This is a genomic window from Ekhidna sp. ABH4_415 (genome assembly GCF_056161305.1).
In genome coordinates, this window is the sequence record NZ_JBSWYW010000002.1 from 379,258 (window position 1) to 398,490 (window position 19,233).

Below are 19,233 nucleotides of genomic sequence, written 5' to 3' on the forward strand. Positions count from 1 at the left end.
AGATCCTTCACTGCGTTCAGGATGACACTCCTTAAAATCAATACACAATGAAAAACCTAATCTTAACCCTTGTGCTTTCCGCACTTTTCTTTGGATGTCAACCTGTTCATGATCATCCCCATGAAGATCAGCCGAAAGAGCAAGAAGAGCTTTACAACTATAATGTAGAGGAGAAAATCACTTCTATGGGTATTGAGCTTGTGGAGCCTTCAGCGCCTGTGGCCAACTATGTGAATGCAGTGCGAACTGGAAACCTGGTTTTTATGGCTGGTAAGGGCCCTAATCTACCTGAAGGAGGATATGTTACGGGAAAGGTAGGGGTGGACCTGACTGTGGAAGAGGGCTATGAGGCAGCCAAATTAGTAGCTGCTGCACAGCTTTCAGCACTCAAAGCAGAGATTGGTGATTTGAACAAAGTAGTTCGAGTTGTGAAAGTATTGGGAATGGTCAATTGCACGCCTGAATTTGGAAATCAGCCGGAAGTAATCAATGGTTTTTCTGACACGATGGTGGAGGTTTTTGGAGAGCGAGGTAAGCATGCGCGAGCTGCAGTTGGTATGGGTTCCCTTCCTCGAAATATAGCTGTAGAGATTGAAATGATTGTTGAGGTGCAGGAATAGGTAATGAAGAAGGGGTTATTTTCAATTTTCCTGCTTGGTCTATTTCTTTCACAAGCGCAAGAGTCAGATACTATTGGTAAGAAAAACTCTTTTGTTGTTTTTCCTGCTATTAGCTACGCTCCGGAGACTGATCTTCAGCTGGGTGCTGTAGGAATCTGGGTGCTGAACAATGAGGATAACTTTCAGTCTGGTTTTCAGAGACAGTCTACACTCACACCATACTTTGTGTATACGTTGAAGAAACAATCCATAGCAGTCGCTAATCTCGATTACTATTTCCCTGAGGGACAAAATCTGAATACATCAGTCAGGTACTACAACTTCCCGGATTCCTACTTTGGAATCGGGAATGATAATGATCCGGATATTTCAGAGAAATACACCAATCGATTTTTTCAGATTGATGGTCAATACCTAATCCCAGTTAATGATAAGATATTCCTTGGCGGAGCTTTCGACTTGCACCTTACTAGCATTGTGAACGTCCAAGGAGCAGGCCTGCTTGATAGCCAGAGTCCTGTAGGAATTGATGGTGGAAATCTGTTTGGAGTGGGACCTGCATTTCGATATGATACGCGTGATTATACCGTTTACCCGACCACAGGATATTTCATTTCCAGCCGCATTGTCTTTAATGCGTTAGGTGATTTTGACTATACTACATACGTTACTGATGTTCGTAAATTCATCAACCTCAAAGACAAAAAGCACATTTTAGGCTTTCAATTCAGGGCACAGTTCACTTCAGGAACAAATGTGCCTTTCTACAAACTACCGCAGTTGGGAGGAGATGAACGATTACGTGGAATTGCAAATGCCAGTCTTTACCGAGATAGGCAAATGATGTATACTCAGGTTGAGTATCGTCGACCACTTTTCTGGCGTTTCGGGATGACGGTGTTTGCCGGTGTTGGGGATGTCGCTTATAGTCCTGGTGATTTTACTATTTCTGAATTTAAGTACATAGCCGGGGTAGGCGGACGCCTATCTCTTATTCCAGATAAACAACTCAATGCACGATTGGATATCGGTATCGGAAGAGGTGGACAGAAGGGTATTTACATCGGGGTGAGTGAGGCGTTTTAGTTACTTCATCAAGTATTATTTAAGTGCTGGAGAATTACTTCTTCAATTCCACCGGAAGGCCTTTTTGCATTCTTGTCAATTATTTTTCCTTCCTTATCGAGCAGTATATAATGTGGAATACCCATCACAACGAAATGTTCTATGATTTCAGATTCCCAGTCTCCTTTTGCATAAAGATGAGTGCCAGCAAGATTGTTCTCTTCAACCATTTTTTTCCAGGGTTCTATTGAAGAATCGATTGAGATGCTGACAAATTCAATAGGTTCTTCTTTATACTTATGAATTAAGGTCTCCATCATTGGTTGTTCGGCAATGCAGGGCTTGCACCAGGTAGCCCATAGATCTATATAGACCAATTTTCCCCTGAAGGCTTCAAATGAAGTACTATCTCCATTCATGGTATAAAAGATTAGATCAGGAACCTGAGATCCAGGTTGAAGATTTTTCAACCTTTCTATATCTTTCTCTAGTGAACTTATGAAAGGAGTGGGAAGTATCGTTTTATACCTATTCAAATGGTATTCTAAGTCCGAAACTTTCATGTTTAGTTTTGCTCCATTTAAATGATACTGAACGACTTCAGACAATACTGATTTGTTCTCAATCATTGTATCAGCAATAGCTAAAAAGTCATTGCTAAAGTTTGGGTAGTTGTTATAGACTTTGTAACTGTAATTCCCATCCTTCGCAATTGTTGATATTTCTCTGTAGAGCAGGTCAATATATGCGTAGAATGAGATTAAATCTTCTCTGTTGAAATCAATGTTTTTATTGAAATCATAAAAGTTGTCTGGGATTTCCTCATCACCATATTCATCATAGAAAAGGTATATTCCCATGAAAGCTTTCCTTTCATATTTTAGCTTGTCTCTTTCAATTTTTTTGAATTCTATTGGGAGATTTTCATATTTATCTAATAATGTGGTTTTGGCACTAATTACCGAATCAAGTTTGGAGATAAATTTATCTGGAGGAAGATTGGTGTGATCAAAGAGTGCGGGTAAGTTTTCATCCAGTAGGTATTGATCAAGTAAATAGTTGGAAGGTTCTGAATTGGTACCGGTTAATGCAATTGTTTCATCGAACTCCTTCGTGTCAATTGTCAGGTTTAATTTACTATCAGGCATCAAGTAGATCAATGAAGATTCATTACCATGGCTGAATCTTACAAACTCAGGTGATTCAATTGAAAGCTCGAGATTGAATGTGTTACTACTATCCAGAGAGGCTGTGTAGGTGGTGTCTGGGAATATGAGTCGAACTTCCCGTTCTTTAGGATTTGTAATTATCCCTTTTAAGTTAACGTTTGTCGATAGCGAACCGCATGAATAAAATACGATTGCAATACATCCGAAAAGGAAGCTTTTAAAATTCATTATATGCATTATTGATGAAGATTAGACTAAACTATGTAAAACATTACCTGCAATATAGATAGTTGATCTGTAAAGATTAATGCCTATAATTGAATGTTAACTTATTAAGTTCTTTGAGCTATTGCGATTATTAAAAAAATAAGCCCAACAGCAATCAGTCCGTACGCCAGGATATGAAAGTAAATGATTGATGTGACTAGTGAAGCAGTGACGAAAAAGATCAGCGTTGTTAACATGGCGCCATCAAACCTTTTCGCATGGAGTAAAAGAAACATTCCTAAAGTGATCATGAATAGCCCTGTCATGATACTGAATCCAAGATGGAATGAAAGAAGCGTATGCGTGCCGAATAATTCTATTTGATATTCCTTCATTTGCAGGATTACTTCCGGTACACGCTCACTACCTGAGCCCATAAAGTGTGCAAGTAGGTGAAGAACACCAAGAAGAGCAAACGAGATTCCTGCCGCTTTGATCCATTTAGTAGTGCCAGGCTTCATAGTAATTTTTTTATGAAATTACCGAATACTGGATTTATTCAAACCAATTCCTTCACTTTTTCTTTAATGACATGGAGCAGTAGATCAATCTTGTCTTTGTGAGTTCTGAATACCACAATTGCCACACGTATCCAGAACTTTCCATTTATAGTTGTTGATGAGAGAAATATTCTTCCATCATCCTGAATTGCTTTGATTAGTCGTTCATTAAAGGCATTGGCATCTCCATGAGCAGGTACATATCGAAACATGGTTATGGATAAATCAGGGACAGGAGCCACTTCAAATCCCTCTTCCTTTTTGATCTGTTCACGAAAATATTGAGCCAATAGCATCTTTTCTTCCAGTGCCGCTCTGAATGGCTTCAAGCCAAACAGTTTGAGCGGGAGCCACATGCGCAATCCTCTAAAATGTTTAGTGAGCTCAGGAGATACATCCGCAGCATTCACTTCGCTTTCAGAATCAACTAAATCCTGTAGGTAATCTGCAGTATAACGATGCGCTTTGTAAAGCGATTTTAGGTCCTTGATCAGTACGGCACCAGTTCCAAATGGCAGGAATAAGCTTTTATGAGGGTCTAATGTGACAGAGTCTGCTTTTTCAACCCCATTGGTTTTTTCCTGAACTTCCGGAAGCATACGAAAGAATCCGCCATAGGCAGCATCTACATGAAACCAAACCTTGTGCTTTTGTGCGATTACAGCCATGTCATCTATGGGATCGATGGTGCCGGTATTGGTGGTTCCCAGAGAGGCATTAATGAAGAATGGGATCAATCCGGAAGCTTGATCTTCTTCGATTGTATGTTCTAATGTGGAAATATCGAGACGAAAATCATCGTCTATTGGTAGGTATCTAATCTTGGCTTCACCCAATCCGGCAATCCGAAAGGCCTTTTGAAGCGAATGATGCGCCTGATCTGATAGGTATACGACCAGTTTGTTAAAATCCTTCGCTTTTACTTCGGCCGCCTCTCTTGCGGTAACCACCGCAATGAGATTTGAAATGGATCCACCCGAGGTTAGATTTCCGGTAGCATCTGATGGAAAGCCCATAAGTTCATTCATCCAGCGTATGAGCATGTTTTCCATGCGCGCAGCACCCGGTGCAGGAAAATAGATCCCTGCGTATTTGTTGCTTACTGCAGCCAGAAAATCACCAAGTGCTGAAGGATAAAGCCCTCCGCCTGGCACATAGCCCATGTGCCCACCTGATGCTGCATTGATACCATCATGCTCCACTCGGGTACGGAGAAACGCTAGTAGCTCATTGATTTTGGTAGGTGTCTCTGAAAGCTGATCTTGATTTCCAGGTTCAGGATTTTGGAAGTAGGCATTATCGCCTGGTAGATTGGAAAGAAAATCATCCACATGGTCAATGACCTTTTTAGTAAGCTCCTGCTGCTCTTTTTTGTCAGGCTCAAGTTGACGAGCGATTTTTTCTAAGACTTTGATTTTTTCGATCATAGGTGATTCAAATCTAATGAGAAGCGTGTGGTTATGACCCCAATTATTGGATGAATGAATGAAGGCTAATTTGAGTCCGTAAGCAGTTTTTAAGCATTACTCAAACTTATGCATTGGAATACGTATCTTAACAATGATTTCAATCTGCTATGTCTTCACTACGTGTTTATTCATCTCTAAAGTTATTGGTCCTGATCATATCATTCTTAATGGTGCTTAGGTTTCCATCATTGGCTGCTCAGCTGCCACATCCTGTGGTTATTGTTGATGGTATGAATCTGGTCTTGGAAGAGGATCACTTAATTGAATTTACCGGAGCAGATACCTTGCATTATTCTTCATTCCGAATAGATAGTCTAATCCGAACAACGGGATTAAATCTGGATCAAACCTACCACACAGATCCGATTTGGATGATTTTTTCAATCAGAAATCCATATAGTGAATCCAGGGAGTTGGTCATCCGATTTACCAATGATCATGCAAAATTGATTGCAATTGACTCAGTGGATCAATCCAAAGTGATTACTTCTGGCATTTATCCTGCCCCTTATGAATTGTCATCCATGCAGCAGCTCAAACCTGTCTTTGATCAAGCCAGCATGCATGTTTCAATAGGTGCTAATGAAACACAAATCTTTGCCTTGTGGGCGGGTGGAACTGCACTGGTGGGAGCCAAGGGAAGTATTGAGATACTGGATGATCAAACGTATGTTGCGAGGGTACATGATCTGAATAGAACGCATCATTTTCAGTTAGTACTCAATGGAATGTTTCTACTGCTTGCCGTCTTTAACTTTCTAATTTTCCTCGGTAACAGGGATAAAACCTATCTGTTTTATTGTCTTTATGTGTTGGCAATAGGCAGTTATTTTCTTTCATCATATGGATTGGATCGGCTATTACTAAGCCCCAATAGTTCATTCAGCTTATTGAAACTAAATATCGATTGTTATGGGATTATCATTTTTTACCCACTGTTTTGTTGGTACTTTCTTCATAAGAATGGTTGGAAACCTGGCATTCGAAAAGCGTATCAAATTCTGTCAGTTGCTAGCAGTATTTTTTGCCTTGTATCCTCCCTTTTTCTCATATTTATTCCATCATGGAGATATGAAGGAGCTTTTTACCTGAATATGATTTACACTCCTATTGCCATAGTGGCTATGGGAATTTTCATCTATACCTTCTTCACCTATATTTTCAGCAAGAGAATCCTCGCAAGGTATATAGGATGGGGTGCTTCTGTGATGGTGCTCTTTGGGCTTTTGCAGATTACGAATGCCATGCTTACTTCATTTGGGATTTTGGAAGAAGGGTTTCTAAATACATTGGATTATGTGTCCTGGCTACAAATCGCCTGTTTTATTGAGGCTTTCGTATTTGCATTAGCGCTGAGCTACCGAAGCAGGAAGATTGAAATGGAGAGCAAGGCACTTGCAGAAATTGATCAAACAAAAACCCGTTTTTTTTCCAATATCTCTCATGAGTTTAAGACCCCTCTTACACTCATTCTGGGTCCTGCTCATGAACTGATGCAGAAAGTATCTGATGCAGCTAGCAAGAAGTTGCTTACCAATATTTCACATAATGCCAATCGATTGCTTGGTCTGATTAATGAAATTTTGGACTTGTCCAAAATAGAAGCAGGCCATCTAAAACTTAACGATTCAGCTGTGGAGCTGAATCAATTTGTGCGAATCATACTTGAGCAGTTCAGATCTTTCGCAGAAAGCAAAAATCAACATCTCACTTTTGATTGTGACTTTGAAAATGCATGGGTCTATCTGGATAAGGATAAGTTGGAAAAAGTTATGGTCAATATCATTTCAAATGCTTGCAAATACACGCCAGAACGTGGTGAGATTCAAGTGCATTTGTCATCAGATAAATCTCATATTCAATTCGAAATAATAGATACGGGTATAGGGATAGCAAAAGAAGATGTTCCGAAAGTTTTTGATAGATTTTTTCACACCACCTCAGTTTTAGATAATAACCAGACTTCAACCGGTATTGGGCTAGCACTTACGAAAGAGTTGGTTGAACTGATGGGAGGTAGCATAACGCTCGCAAGTGAGGAACAAGTTGGGACACAGGTATTTGTCCGTTTGCCATTTGTACCTATTAAACCGGAAACGGATGATGGTAAAAGAATGATTGAACCTACACACGCTGACAATGGGGAGGGACCAACGGTTTTAATCATTGAGGATAATCATGAACTTCGATCGTTTATCAAATCTTGTTTTAGTAATGATATTTATATCATAGAAGCAGCCGATGGAGCGGAGGGGTTAACACAGGCGTTGACACATGTTCCTGATTTGATTATCACAGATGTGATGATGCCTAAGAAAAACGGTCTGGAAGTATGCAGAGCTGTGAAGAGTAATCACGCAACGAATCATATTCCGGTGCTGGTGCTCACGGGAAAATCTTCTCAGCGGAGTAGGATAGAAGGTTTGGAAGCTAATGCCGATGCATATCTCTCAAAACCTTTTGATCCAAACGAGCTTAGGCTTACCGTGCGTAATCTTTTAGCAACGAAGGAACAGCTTCGAAAACACTATAGCCAGACGCTAATGCTGGAGGCATCTAAAGTGGAAGTTGACTCTCGTCAGGAAGTATTTATAAAACAAGCGATTGAAGCAGTCGAAAAGAATATATCGAACGATGATTTTACGGTGGAGGATCTAAGTGATCAGGTGGCGATGGACCGGACGCAATTATTCAGAAAACTTAAGGCTTTAACAGGACACAGTCCGAGTGTTTTCATCCGCAATATTCGATTGCGTAGAGCCAGGCAACTGCTTGAGTCTGATGCAGCTTCTATTAGTGAGGTGGCTTATAGTGTTGGGTTTAATAGTCCCAGCTATTTCATTAAATGCTACAAAGAATTGTATGGTTTCAGCCCTGGTGATGCTATCAAAAAAGAAGTTGAAAAGTAGCTCTAAGTGTGTTAAAAGAGTGCTTACAACATATGTGCTACCTATTGCAACATGTGTTTTATCCTTAGAGAAGGGATTGCGATAAGCTTGCATGGTAATCAAACATTTATCTCATGAAAGTCCACGCAAATTTCTGTCGTCTGATTTTACTGCTAATCGTAATTGGTACTACTTCATGTAAGGAAGATGAGCCAACCTCTGCATGCAAGAAAGAAAACACTGGAACAGTTATAATAACGAATAACTACGAAGCAACTGCCAGTTCAAGTCGATCCATTATCATTTTTATAAATAGGGATCCTCTCAGCTCTAATTCATCCGGAGATCTTAGTGTTGCAGCTGGTGAAACAGGAAGTATTACTCTTCCGTCGGGCATACATGCCTTTAAAGTCTATTTAAATACAGGCTCCTGTTCAGGAAACCGGTGCTCTGTGAGTAGAGAATATTTAGGAGAACGTGAAGTTGACCTGGACCAATGTGAGGAATTGAATTTGGCTTATGGTGGTTGAGACCATCCTTAGATATAATAAGGGAGAAGCGTATATGCTACTCCCTTGTTAATCGATAAATCAAAAGGGCTGCTCTTTGAGTAAGTTCTTCGACTGTTCTTAAGTCTAAATATTCTTCAGGAGTATGTGCGCCACGACCCATCGTGCCCAAGCCATCTATTCCATCAACATACTCAGCCACAAATGAGATGTCAGCTGCGCCTCTTCTTCCAGGATCCCATGCTTCTACTGGACCATGGCCCATATCCTGGCTTACTTCGCTCAACGCCTCCAATACCTTCATGTTACCACTGGTTGGAGGCATAGCTGGGTAGCTATCAATGAAGGAAATCTCTGCGCTGGTTTGAGGTAGATTGTTTTTAACAATCTCACTCATTTTGGCACGGGCATTTTCTTTTTGTTCTTCGGTAATGAAACGTAAACCTCCTGTTACAATCACTTCCTGAGCTACTACATTCGACTTACCAAAAGCTGTACCTCTTTCTAAAAGTTTATCAAAATCTACTTTTGTCCCTCCTAATATTACCCCCGGATTGAAGGTTAGATACTCTTCTCCTTTTACTTCTTTATAGAATTGATGTAGGATTCTTGCAGTTTCAAAGATTGCACCTGCGCCCACTCGTTCACTAAAGATTCCTGAAGAATGAGCTCTTTTGCCTGTTACTTTCAATTCCCAGCCACTGGACCCTCTACGAGCGACAGTGGCATAGTTAAATCCGGTGGACGTTTCAAATCCCAATGCAATGTCACTGCGTTGTGCTGCTTCACGGATGTGTTTTCTACTCTCACTGATTGGCTTACCGCTAGCTTCTTCATCTCCATGTAGTGCTACAATGATTTGTCGATCTTTTAACGCTCCTGCTTCATGTAATGCTTTTAGTGCATAAAGGATGATTACATTTCCACCTTTCATGTCATTGGCGCCTGGCCCCCATGCGATGCTGTCTCCTTGTTCTATCCAGGTTTGAAATGGACTGTCTTTAGGAAAAACAGTATCGAGGTGGCCGATCAAAAGTAATCGCTTCCCTTTTGTGCCTTTGTTTTCTACAAATAGATGACCTGCTCTATTTACTTCCTCCGGCATGCTATACCAGGTAGTAGTCATGCCTATCTCCTTAAATTTCTCCTCAAAGGGAATTGCTGCTGCCCTAACTCCTTCGAAGTTCATGGTTCCGCTATTGATGTTGACATTTTCTTGAAGAAACTTCATCGCTTCAGTGTGGTTGTCTGAAACGATCTTCATGATTTTCTTTTCTGTTTTACTAAGCTGAGCATTGCTCAAAAAGCCAATAGTGAATAGTAATACTCCTATTAATGAAGTGTAAAACAATCGATTCTTCATAGTTGATAGATTTTGGATTCTGTTAAAAATAACAAACCCGAACCAACTGGTCCGGGCTTGATTCTTTACTATTCTAGAATAAGTTTTAAGATTACTCCTCTCCAGGTAAGCTCATGCTATCCGGTCCATCTTTCACCCAGTAGAAATCTGGAGCTTTCTTTTGTCTTGGATACACTTCATCTAATGTGTTTCCATCATAGAGTCTGCCATTTTTCATTACATGTGTGATCGAGTTGGAATTGCGAATGTTATCCAAAGGATTTTTATCCATAATCACCAGATCGGCAAGCTTGCCTGCTTGGATAGATCCAACATCCTTGCTAAGGCCAATCGCCTTGGCGCCAAGAATAGTTGCTACTTTCAATGCATCAAGTTCTGGCATACCACCCGATTGAGTAGCCCATAATTCCCAGTGATAGCCAAGTCCTTGTAGCTGGCCGTGAGAACCTACACCGGCAATTCCCCCGGCTTTAACAAGGTCTCCAACGAACTCACTGTGTCGAGGGAAAATATGCTCTTCCTCAATGAACCAGGCTCTTCTCCTCCTGGACTTACCGTCTAACTCTCGCTTCGGAGTAAAGAAGTTGATCTTAGCATCTCCTTGTACATCTTCTGTTGAGTAGTAGTACTCTTCTGCCCATGGCCCTCCATAGGAAACCAATAGAGTAGGTGTATAAGCCATTTGTGCCTCAGCTGTTAATGAAAGCACATCATTATATATCGGATAGATAGGGAAGGAGTGCTCATGTCCCGGATACCCGTCAATCAGCTGAGTCATGTTGAGCTTCATATCCAATGCACCCTCAGTAGTAGGCATCAATTTTTGTTCCTTGGCCGCCTGAATGATCCACTGTCTGTGCTGCCTGTTACCTGTGATGTACATTTTAATGGTCTTGGTATTGAAATACTCAGAGTATTGCTTCAGTATATTCTGCGCATGTTCCAGGCTTTTGATATTGTAATACCAGAAGCCTACGCCAGGACCTGTTGAGTATACTCTTGGTCCAAGTATGTCTCCGGTCTCAACCATGTCAGAGTAGGTAAGCACATCTGTAGTTGCAGTTTGTGGATCACGCGTTGTAGTCACGCCATATGCAAGGTTGGCAGCATATACCCATACCTGATTTTTATGCAATCCCCAGTTGGGCCACATGTGTGCGTGCGTGTCTACAAACCCGGGTGTAATAGTCTTGCCACTCATGTCCAAAACCTGTGCATTGCCAGCATCAATAGTACCTGAAGCTCCGACTGCTTTTATTCGAGCATCTTCAATCAGGATGTCTCCATTCTCGATTACCTCATCGCCGTTCATGGTAATGATGCGCGCACCTTTTAATAAAACTGTACCTTCAGGAATATCCTTCTTCACTTCAACTTTGATTCGGATTTCGTTTGGTTTGTATCCTTCATCTTCCTCCTTTTCTTCTTTGTCTTCGTCTTTTGAATCTTCAGCTACCGTTTCATTGTCGTCTTGCTCATCATCAGTATCTCCCTCTTCCTCATCGTCATTACCCTCGTCTCCATTTTCATCTTCGTCAGATTCTTCTTTCTTCTTCTTTTCCTCTTCTTCTTTTTTCTTTTTCTCTTCCAGTTCTTTTGCCACACGTTTGGCCTCTTCCAGGTCATAAGCGAAATAGGCATTGCCTAACGTGAAATTCACTGTATTTCCATCTTCATTCCAATGGGCAAATTCACCACCGAAGGTGGTAAGTTTCCAACTTGGGAAAGCTGCATTGTCCGGATTAGATACTGAAATTTTCACTGTTTCCGCACCAACAGGAGGCACGGTTACCACATATACGTCATTGTTGATTTTGGCCAGTGCTTTGTCGCCTTTTGGTGCCATGATCACATATTCAGCATTACTTGGTTTTCGCTGTGGTTCGGTAGGTCCACCGTTCATTAGCATGCTGTGATCGTGATCATGTATCAGGGCAGGGTAAGTCATGATACCGGATACTTTCAAGTGTTCTTTTTCATCCGATCCATCCCATCGCATCGAGATTAACCCTTTCCCTCCGTGGTACATGTAGATTCGGTCATCCTTTTCTACAAAATGAGGGAGATTCCTACCACTGGCTGCTTTGATCTTATTTACATTGCCACCATCAGCGCTGATCCATCCAATGTTTTCCTGAGCTCTAAATGCCCAGGGGCCAATTGCCTCTTCATATGCTTTTGCAGTACCATAGAGGAAAGCAATACGATTTGTCTTTTTATCCCATGCCATTCGGCTGTAAACACCTCCTAGGTTTGTGAGTTTTGATTGGCGGCCACCTGAAGCTCGCACTTTGTAAATGTGTCCTTCAGTGCCCTCCCATGATGAGAAGACGATGCTGCTTCCATCTGGTGACCATGTAGGCCATGCCTCTGTGAAGTTATTATTCGTTACACGTTTTGGAGTGCCATTTGGGTAGTCCATCACATACAAGCGATTGAGTACTGTGAATGCAATTTTAGATCCATCAGGAGAGCGCTGTGCATCTCTTATCTGATTAGCAATCATTTTGGTGCTGTCATAGATGGGGTAATCGAACTGTACCATTGGACCAAAATCCAGTTCTTCGTCTACTTCGAATGGAATTTCAGTAGCTTCTCCACCATTAATAGGAATGCGCCAGATTTTGCCCCCATAAGATGCAATTACTGACTGGCTATCAGGTGTAAATGACATAGCAGGATAAACGCCCATCCTCGCTCTGGACTCCTGATCGTCTCTTCTCACGGGATAGGCTAACCAGCTTTCCTCCCCGGTTTGAAGGTTTCTTTTTCTCAGTCCGGTTTCAGTATTGTATCTGGAAGCATACACCAGCCACTTCCCGTCAGGGGAGAGGGTAGGAGCGAATGCTGACCCATATTGATTGGTTTGTGTAGCAATCTCACCTGTTTCCCGATCATATGTTGCAATTTGGTATTGTGGCATCTGAGCATTGTAATTCCAGGCGCCATTTCTTCGAGAGAACCAAAGGTATCGATCATCTTTTCCGAATGCAGGTTCAATGGTTTGTAACCCGTCTGGCTCCTTAATGAGCTGGATGCCTCCACCACCATCTTTGTGGTACATATGCATTTTTAATGTTCGGATGCCTTTTGCAGCGAAGATGTAATTTCCGTCGTTCGACCATTCAGCTGCCTGGTAGTACTTGTCTTTGTCTTTGGTGATCTGATTAGGTTCTGCTTCTTCATCCGTCAAGTCCAGCGTCCAGATGTTCTCTGAGCCGCTTCGGTCTGATGAAAAGACGATATAATTCCCATCTGGGCTATAGCGAGGATGGTCATCAAAAGCCATTCCTTTCGTGATTCGTGTAGCTTTACCACCGGTGATTGGAAGGGTGTAAAGGTCACCCATCATATCAAAGATGATCTTCTGTCCGTTTGGGTGTACATCAAGTGAAATCCAGGTTCCCTCGGTTGTTTTTAGTCTTAAAGAACGCTCAGGTTCCAAAGGAAGCTCTTTTGTGGCTTTCTTTTCTTCAGTTGAGTCTGATTCAGATTTCTTTTCGTCCTGCGCAAAGAGGATTGTTCCTCCAAGAACGAGTAGGGTTATTAGTAAATTTCGCATCTAATTAAAATTGGATTAAGACTCCAATTTATCGTAAAAATTGAGATGACTGGAAATAAGTTACATGAATGGTCGTCTTTGGACACTGTTAAAACCTGTCGAGATAGGAGACAAGGTTAACATCTCTATTTATTCCCAGCTTTTTTCTGAGTCGGTACCTGGCTAGTTCTACGCCCCGAACTGTAATGTTCATCAGGTTAGCTATGTCCTTAGTGCTCATATTCATTTTTAGGTATGCACAAAGCTTCGTTTCTTGTGGCGTTAAACTTATTTCTTCTTTGAGCCTTTGTAGAAATTTTCCGTGCACCTGGTCGAAGTGATGAACGAATGTCTCCCAAGCCTCATCTTCATCAATATTCTTATCAATCGATTTTACAATTTTTTGTAAGGAATCATTATCAGTCTTAGTGTTAGATGCTACTTCATATAGTTTTTTCCTGATGGACATGACAAACTCATTTTTGCTGAGCAAGTGCATGGTTACAGATGCGAGCTGACTGTTTTTGTGGTCGATTTCCTTTTTAAGATTTTCGTTTTTTAGTTGCTGAATTTGTTGGCTTGTTTTTTCAGAAAACTCAGATATTTCACGTTCCTTCGATCGAATTTCTTCTTCTTTACTTTGATGGATGATTTCTTTTTCAGACTTATGTTTTTTCTCTCGAGTGTAAAGAACCGAAGTAAATACCAAAAGCACAACAAGGGTATATATGGCAACAGCCGTACTTGATTCATACCATCTTGGATTTACTGAAAAAGCGTATTGGCTTATTTCACTTTCAACACCGTATATATTTATTGCTTTTATCTCAAAGGTGTATTCACCAGAGGAGAGATTCGTATACTCTTTCCAGTTGGTGGCACTCCAATCAGACCAGTTATCTTCATATGGTAACAATCTGTATGCGAAGCGAATGTTATTTAGTCCATCATAATAAGGAGCCGAATATTCAAGCCGTATCCGTTTTGGTCTTTTTATGTTGACAGACTGAAAAAATGGACCAGATATCACAATGCTTTGATTCGAGTGATCAGTAACAGATGCCTGCTTCAAATAAGTTTTAAAGGATTCTTCAAACTGATTGTCGTGAAGAGGTTGGTAATGAATAAATCCTTCTTTGGCACCTACAAGAATATCTCCATCATTGCTTAAACTTATATTCTCAAGGTCATCACTGATGTAACTGTTGATTTTTTTAAACTGCTTTTCTTTAGGCTCATAGACACCAATAGATACTTTTTTGAGGAATCCTAACTGTCCGTCGGCGATGTAGAAAATATCACCGTTATCGAGCTCCTTTATTTTACTAACATGCCTACTTCCAAACCATCGATTAAGAAATGGATGTCGTTCAAAACGATCCGTTTTATCATTGTATTGATAAATACCCGTTTCTGCTGTAAAGATTAACTGTCCACTAACTTTATAGACACTAATCAAGATATCTGAAGGGAAGCCTTTATCTGCTCCATAGTGATTAACGCTGTAAATGCTATCATTTCTTAGACGCACCTTGAATACTCCTTTATAACCATGAGTCATCCATAAAGTGCTATCATTAATGAACTCAAATACACGTGATGATTCATTGAATTGGTTTGGGCTTTTATCTGTCCATGGCAAACCAGAATGTTGATTAAATAGTCGAAATCCTTCATAAGTTCCACCTAGTAGCTTATTATCAGATAACTTTTTAAAGGCCCAAACACCAGTTTTATCAAAAAATTGCCTAAATCCATTAGATGTTAGTATGAATGCGCCCTCATGATGACTCAATAAGATCTTGTTATCTATTGATTGAACGTTGTTGACGAGTCCCTCACTCCCAGATATCAATTTGTACCCTGCGATTCTATCTGTTTGCGTGATTGAACCGTGCGCTTCAAAAAGTCCACTGCTCGTACCTAAATAAGTTTTTCCATTCTGAAAAGCTGCTGCATAACCTGTCCCTTCCAATCCTATATCTTCATTTATCAGTGAAAATGGAGTGCCCAGCTCAACAACGCAAATCCCGTTATTTAATCCTACCCATAAATTCTTAAAATCATCCTCATATAATGCCGTAACAGTCCGGTGATTCAGCCCTTTATTTTTAGTCAAGTGAAGAATGGACTCCATCTGCTGATTAACAATTAGTAAGCCATTATTTTGAGTTCCGATAACAATATTGTTGTTCTTCAGTGTGAGTACCTTATTGATTTTGGCATCTCTGAGAAATACTTCAAATGGAGTGGTAATCCTCTTTAATTGATTGTTTTCGTAGGTAAGAACGTCTCCATCGTAAGTAAAAAACAAAAAGGAATCCGAGCTACTCTTTGAAACTCCTCTGAAGTTATAACCTTCACTGTTTTTTAATGCGATTAGTTTTTGATTGGATAAACGAAATAATCCCTCCTCAGACCCTGCTAGCAACTCATCATCATAGATGGTAATAAAATCAGTTGAATTCATACCTGGAAGAGGAATCAATTGTTCCTGATCTAATCGTGCAAGTGTTCCGTCAATATTGGCATAAATAGTGTCCTTGAACATGACAATGTCCCAAACTTCATCATAGCTAATGGAGTCTGGTATTAAATGCACAAGGCTTTTGTATGTGATTCCTGATTGAATTCTTTCGAAAACACCCAATTGCTTTTGCCCTCCAACAAAAATGCGGTTAGTCCGGTTGTCTACTAATACAGATCTTGTTTTAGTGGAACCTTCGATTGGGTAGTTATTCCAGCTAGCTCCGTCAAACTCTAGTAAACCATAATTATTGGCTATGTAAAAATAGCCGGAAGTGTCTTGAGTGATTGACCAATTCTGTATACCTGCGTTGTAGTCGGATGGCTTATATGTAGTAATTAAAGGGACAGAATTTAATTGAGTCTTCGAATTGTTTATGTGCTGAGATAAACTAGACTCTATTGAAAGATTTAATAAAATCAATATAAATGACAACCTCATAGTAGAGTTTTCATTTTTTAAGTAAGAAATTTTTGAGAAATTAAAAATAGCCCTAATTATTCAAAAACAAATATTTACTAAACCATTGATGTATTGAATAGTTTCTCATGATGAGTTTTTGATGTGGTAGATAAATTAGATTTTGGACTCTATACCTGTAGATTAGTCTAACCGATCTGCGGAAATAAGAAATCACGGATTGTAATCATACATTTAAATAATTAACCAAATGAAAAATTTAAAACATTTAAAAATGCTAAGTGTCATTGTGGCTTTTTCCACATTGGCAATTTTGATGTCGTGTTCTAGTGATGATGATGCCGCTCCTCTAGAACCAATCGCTAGTTTCCAATTTGAAATAAGTGAAGAAAACTTTTCAGAAGTTACGTTTACTAACTTCTCTACCAATGCTGTTGCCTATGCCTGGGCATTCGGAGACGGTGCAACCAGTATAGAAGTAAATCCTGTTCATACATATGCAGAGGCTGGTACATACACCGTTACTTTGATTGCTTCTAATGAGTCAGGTATTACTTCTGAGTTTTCAACCGATATTACAATTACCGATCCACTGGCGGCTCAGCGTGCATTGATTGGTGATAATGGTAAAGTATGGCAGCTTGTTGCTGACAATTCTACTGGTGTTAATCCAATTGAAGTGGGTCCAACAGATCGATCTGCTGTTTGGTTTGCTATTGCAGATTTATGTTCAAGAGAGTGTATTTTCGATGATACCTGGACATTTAATACTGATGGCACATTTACATATGAAAACAATGGTGATTACTGGTATGAGGGAGGTCTTTTTGCCAATGGATCAGAAGAGTGTTTTGCTGCTACAGATGCCGAATATGTTGGTCCTGCTGGCGAAGACCTTACAGACTGGAATTCAGGGACTCATGCATTTACGTACGATCCAAGTACTTCAACACTTACTATAGAAGGCGGTTTTATCGGGCTTACAAAAGCAGGAACTGACAAAGAATACACAGAACCACAACCTACCGTAACATATACTGTGGCGAAACTAGTTGAAGTTGAAGGTGCCGCTGATACCTTGGTATTAGAAACTAACCTCACAGATGATGCTGGTGCGGTATTTGGTTATTGGGGTTTCACGCTCGTTAGTTACGAAAATGCATCAGATGCAATCGTAGTTGATGAGTGCCCTCCAGTAGAGAAAACACTTATTGATGTTGTAGATATTGATTTTGAAACAACCTCTGCTACTTTTAGTCCATTTGGAGGAACTGATGATGCAGGAGGAGGAATGACTTTTGCAGAAATCACAAATCCAGATCAATCGGGAATCAATACCAGTGCAACGGTAGGAGAACTTGTGGAACCTGACGCAAGTAAATTTTACTCTGGAGCTTCTACGCAGCTAAGTGGATACATAGACTTTTCAGTCAAGAAAACCATTAAGTTTAAAGTTCGGTCTCCAATAGCAGGTGCTACGGTTAAGTTTAAGCTTGAGGATAGTGCAGACTCAAATGTAGCTACTGAAACAGACTTTACTGTAACTGCAGCAGACACATGGGAAGAGTTTGAGGTGCTTTACACAAGCAATGATCAGGCTTTATATGATGTGATTGCAGTCTTCTTTGACTTTGATCCAAATGGGGATCAATCAGACAAATCAGGAGCACGAACTCACTACTTCGATGATATCGTATTAGTAGAGTAATTTTAGGTTAATGAAATCGCGTCATGATGAAAATCTGACGCGATTTTTTTATACATAACAAAATGAAAACTAAATTTATCTCTCTGCTTTTCCTTGTAATATTCAACGTTTTTTCATGCAATGATTCATCTCCAACCAAATCCAATGATGAGCCAGCAAATCTCCAGGTAGAGGTTACTGTATCTGAGGATTCCAGAGCTATTTCTATTGTTGCAACAGCAGAGAACATCGTTGACTATGAGTTCGATCTGGGCGATGGAAGCGATATAATTTCAAATACGACAGGTCTTTTAGATTATACTTATTCAGATGATGGCACTTATAATATAGAAGTGAAAGCAATAGGTGCCTCAGGGAAATTCCTACGGGAAGAAAAATCGGTCTCAATCGGGCTGAATACAGGTCTCGGACCAATAGATGATACTGGGTATTCAACACCGACATCATATAGTGGTATGACATTGATCTGGAGTGATGAATTTGATGATACACTGTTAAATGAGGAAGATTGGAATTACGAAATTGGCACAGGAAATAATGGCTGGGGTAATAATGAACTTCAATATTATCAAGAGGATAATACTACATTAACAGAAGGATATTTAGTTATTGCGGCTCGAAGAGAATCAATCAGCAATAGCTCATATACATCTTCGAGATTGACCACAGAAAATAAATTTGAATTTCAGTACGGGAGGGTTGATATCCGTGCTAAGTTACCAAAAGGACAGGGAATATGGCCAGCATTATGGATGTTAGGCGCAAACTTCAGACAAGTCGGATGGCCAGCTTGCGGAGAAATTGATATTATGGAATTGGTGGGACAAAATCCTGACGAGGTATTTGGTACTTTACATTGGGCAGGGCCAGACGGAAATCGACAATGTACATGCGGGGATTCAAATTCCTATTATTCTTTATCCAACAATACATTCAATGATCAATTTCATGTTTTTACCCTGATTTGGGAGGCTGATCAAATTAGATGGTTAGTCGATGATCAACAATTTTATGTCATAGACATTACACCAGAAAATTTATCAGAATTTAGAAATCAATTCTTCTTCATATTTAATGTGGCAGTTGGAGGAAACTTACCAGGAAACCCTGATTCTACAACGGTATTCCCACAGCATATGATAGTAGATTATGTACGTGTGTTTCAAGATAATCAGTGACAAATAAAT

12 protein-coding genes are annotated in these 19,233 nt (G+C 40.2%); 6 read left to right on the forward strand and 6 right to left on the reverse strand.

The window, feature by feature from the left end:
* The first annotated feature begins 47 nt into the window (after positions 1-47).
* Both ACXAH9_RS04775 and ACXAH9_RS04780 read left to right on the forward strand, forming a co-directional pair.
* Entirely contained in the window at positions 48-620 is a 573-nt protein-coding gene (locus tag ACXAH9_RS04775) for a RidA family protein (protein WP_474893718.1), read from the forward strand.
* 3 nt (positions 621-623) lie between these two features.
* Positions 624-1,706 (forward strand): BamA/TamA family outer membrane protein, encoded by a 1,083-nt coding sequence (locus ACXAH9_RS04780; protein WP_474893719.1) that lies wholly within the window; start codon positions 624-626, stop codon positions 1,704-1,706.
* Positions 1,707-1,714: 8 nt separating this feature from the next.
* On the opposite strand, the gene ACXAH9_RS04785 is transcribed toward ACXAH9_RS04780, so the two are convergent.
* From ACXAH9_RS04785 to ACXAH9_RS04795, 3 genes are all read right to left on the reverse strand, one after another.
* Positions 1,715-3,091, reverse strand: a complete 1,377-nt coding sequence (locus ACXAH9_RS04785; RefSeq protein ID WP_474893720.1) for a TlpA family protein disulfide reductase — start codon at positions 3,089-3,091, stop codon at positions 1,715-1,717.
* Between the two features lie 95 nt (positions 3,092-3,186).
* On the reverse strand, positions 3,187-3,582 hold the full coding sequence (locus ACXAH9_RS04790; protein WP_474893721.1) for an LIC_13387 family protein: 396 nt from the start codon (positions 3,580-3,582) through the stop codon (positions 3,187-3,189).
* 38 nt (positions 3,583-3,620) lie between these two features.
* Positions 3,621-5,048, reverse strand: a complete 1,428-nt coding sequence (locus tag ACXAH9_RS04795) for a pyridoxal phosphate-dependent decarboxylase family protein (protein WP_474893722.1) — start codon at positions 5,046-5,048, stop codon at positions 3,621-3,623.
* 149 nt (positions 5,049-5,197) lie between these two features.
* On the opposite strand from ACXAH9_RS04795, the gene ACXAH9_RS04800 reads away from it, so the two are divergent.
* Positions 5,198-7,999, forward strand: coding sequence for an ATP-binding protein (locus ACXAH9_RS04800; protein WP_474893723.1), 2,802 nt, complete (start codon positions 5,198-5,200; stop codon positions 7,997-7,999).
* A gap of 113 nt (positions 8,000-8,112) precedes the next feature.
* Positions 8,113-8,508 (forward strand): hypothetical protein, encoded by a 396-nt coding sequence (locus ACXAH9_RS04805; protein WP_474893724.1) that lies wholly within the window; start codon positions 8,113-8,115, stop codon positions 8,506-8,508.
* Positions 8,509-8,545: 37 nt separating this feature from the next.
* Here ACXAH9_RS04805 and ACXAH9_RS04810 read toward each other — a convergent pair whose 3' ends face one another.
* The 3 genes from ACXAH9_RS04810 to ACXAH9_RS04820 all read right to left on the reverse strand — a co-directional run bounded on the left by ACXAH9_RS04810 (position 8,546) and on the right by ACXAH9_RS04820 (position 16,359).
* Entirely contained in the window at positions 8,546-9,850 is a 1,305-nt protein-coding gene (locus ACXAH9_RS04810; protein ID WP_474893725.1) for a M20/M25/M40 family metallo-hydrolase, read from the reverse strand.
* Between the two features lie 91 nt (positions 9,851-9,941).
* Positions 9,942-13,412 (reverse strand): amidohydrolase family protein, encoded by a 3,471-nt coding sequence (locus ACXAH9_RS04815; protein WP_474893726.1) that lies wholly within the window; start codon positions 13,410-13,412, stop codon positions 9,942-9,944.
* 88 nt (positions 13,413-13,500) lie between these two features.
* Positions 13,501-16,359: a helix-turn-helix and ligand-binding sensor domain-containing protein gene (locus ACXAH9_RS04820; protein ID WP_474893727.1), complete on the reverse strand. Its 2,859-nt coding sequence runs from the start codon at positions 16,357-16,359 to the stop codon at positions 13,501-13,503.
* Between the two features lie 229 nt (positions 16,360-16,588).
* Here ACXAH9_RS04820 and ACXAH9_RS04825 point away from each other — a divergent pair, with 229 nt between their 5' ends.
* Both ACXAH9_RS04825 and ACXAH9_RS04830 read left to right on the forward strand, forming a co-directional pair.
* Positions 16,589-18,046 carry a PKD domain-containing protein gene (locus ACXAH9_RS04825; protein ID WP_474893728.1) on the forward strand — a complete coding sequence of 486 codons (1,458 nt, stop codon included), beginning with the start codon at positions 16,589-16,591 and terminating at the stop codon, positions 18,044-18,046.
* A 62-nt stretch (positions 18,047-18,108) separates the two neighbouring features.
* Positions 18,109-19,224, forward strand: coding sequence for a family 16 glycosylhydrolase (locus tag ACXAH9_RS04830; protein ID WP_474893729.1), 1,116 nt, complete (start codon positions 18,109-18,111; stop codon positions 19,222-19,224).
* The last annotated feature ends 9 nt before the right edge of the window (positions 19,225-19,233 follow it).

What these genes read in the sequence shown, in the direction of transcription:
- ACXAH9_RS04830 (WP_474893729.1), top strand. Translation starts at nt 18,109, where the DNA reads ATGAAAACTAAATTTATCTCTCTGCTTTTCCTTGTAATATTCAACGTT.
- ACXAH9_RS04780 (WP_474893719.1), top strand. Translation starts at nt 624, where the DNA reads ATGAAGAAGGGGTTATTTTCAATTTTCCTGCTTGGTCTATTTCTTTCA.
- ACXAH9_RS04815 (WP_474893726.1), bottom strand. Translation starts at nt 13,412, where the DNA reads ATGCGAAATTTACTAATAACCCTACTCGTTCTTGGAGGAACAATCCTC.
- ACXAH9_RS04800 (WP_474893723.1), top strand. Translation starts at nt 5,198, where the DNA reads ATGTCTTCACTACGTGTTTATTCATCTCTAAAGTTATTGGTCCTGATC.
- ACXAH9_RS04775 (WP_474893718.1), top strand. Translation starts at nt 48, where the DNA reads ATGAAAAACCTAATCTTAACCCTTGTGCTTTCCGCACTTTTCTTTGGA.
- ACXAH9_RS04790 (WP_474893721.1), bottom strand. Translation starts at nt 3,582, where the DNA reads ATGAAGCCTGGCACTACTAAATGGATCAAAGCGGCAGGAATCTCGTTT.
- ACXAH9_RS04825 (WP_474893728.1), top strand. Translation starts at nt 16,589, where the DNA reads ATGAAAAATTTAAAACATTTAAAAATGCTAAGTGTCATTGTGGCTTTT.
- ACXAH9_RS04805 (WP_474893724.1), top strand. Translation starts at nt 8,113, where the DNA reads ATGAAAGTCCACGCAAATTTCTGTCGTCTGATTTTACTGCTAATCGTA.
- ACXAH9_RS04820 (WP_474893727.1), bottom strand. Translation starts at nt 16,359, where the DNA reads ATGAGGTTGTCATTTATATTGATTTTATTAAATCTTTCAATAGAGTCT.
- ACXAH9_RS04795 (WP_474893722.1), bottom strand. Translation starts at nt 5,048, where the DNA reads ATGATCGAAAAAATCAAAGTCTTAGAAAAAATCGCTCGTCAACTTGAG.
- ACXAH9_RS04810 (WP_474893725.1), bottom strand. Translation starts at nt 9,850, where the DNA reads ATGAAGAATCGATTGTTTTACACTTCATTAATAGGAGTATTACTATTC.
- ACXAH9_RS04785 (WP_474893720.1), bottom strand. Translation starts at nt 3,091, where the DNA reads ATGCATATAATGAATTTTAAAAGCTTCCTTTTCGGATGTATTGCAATC.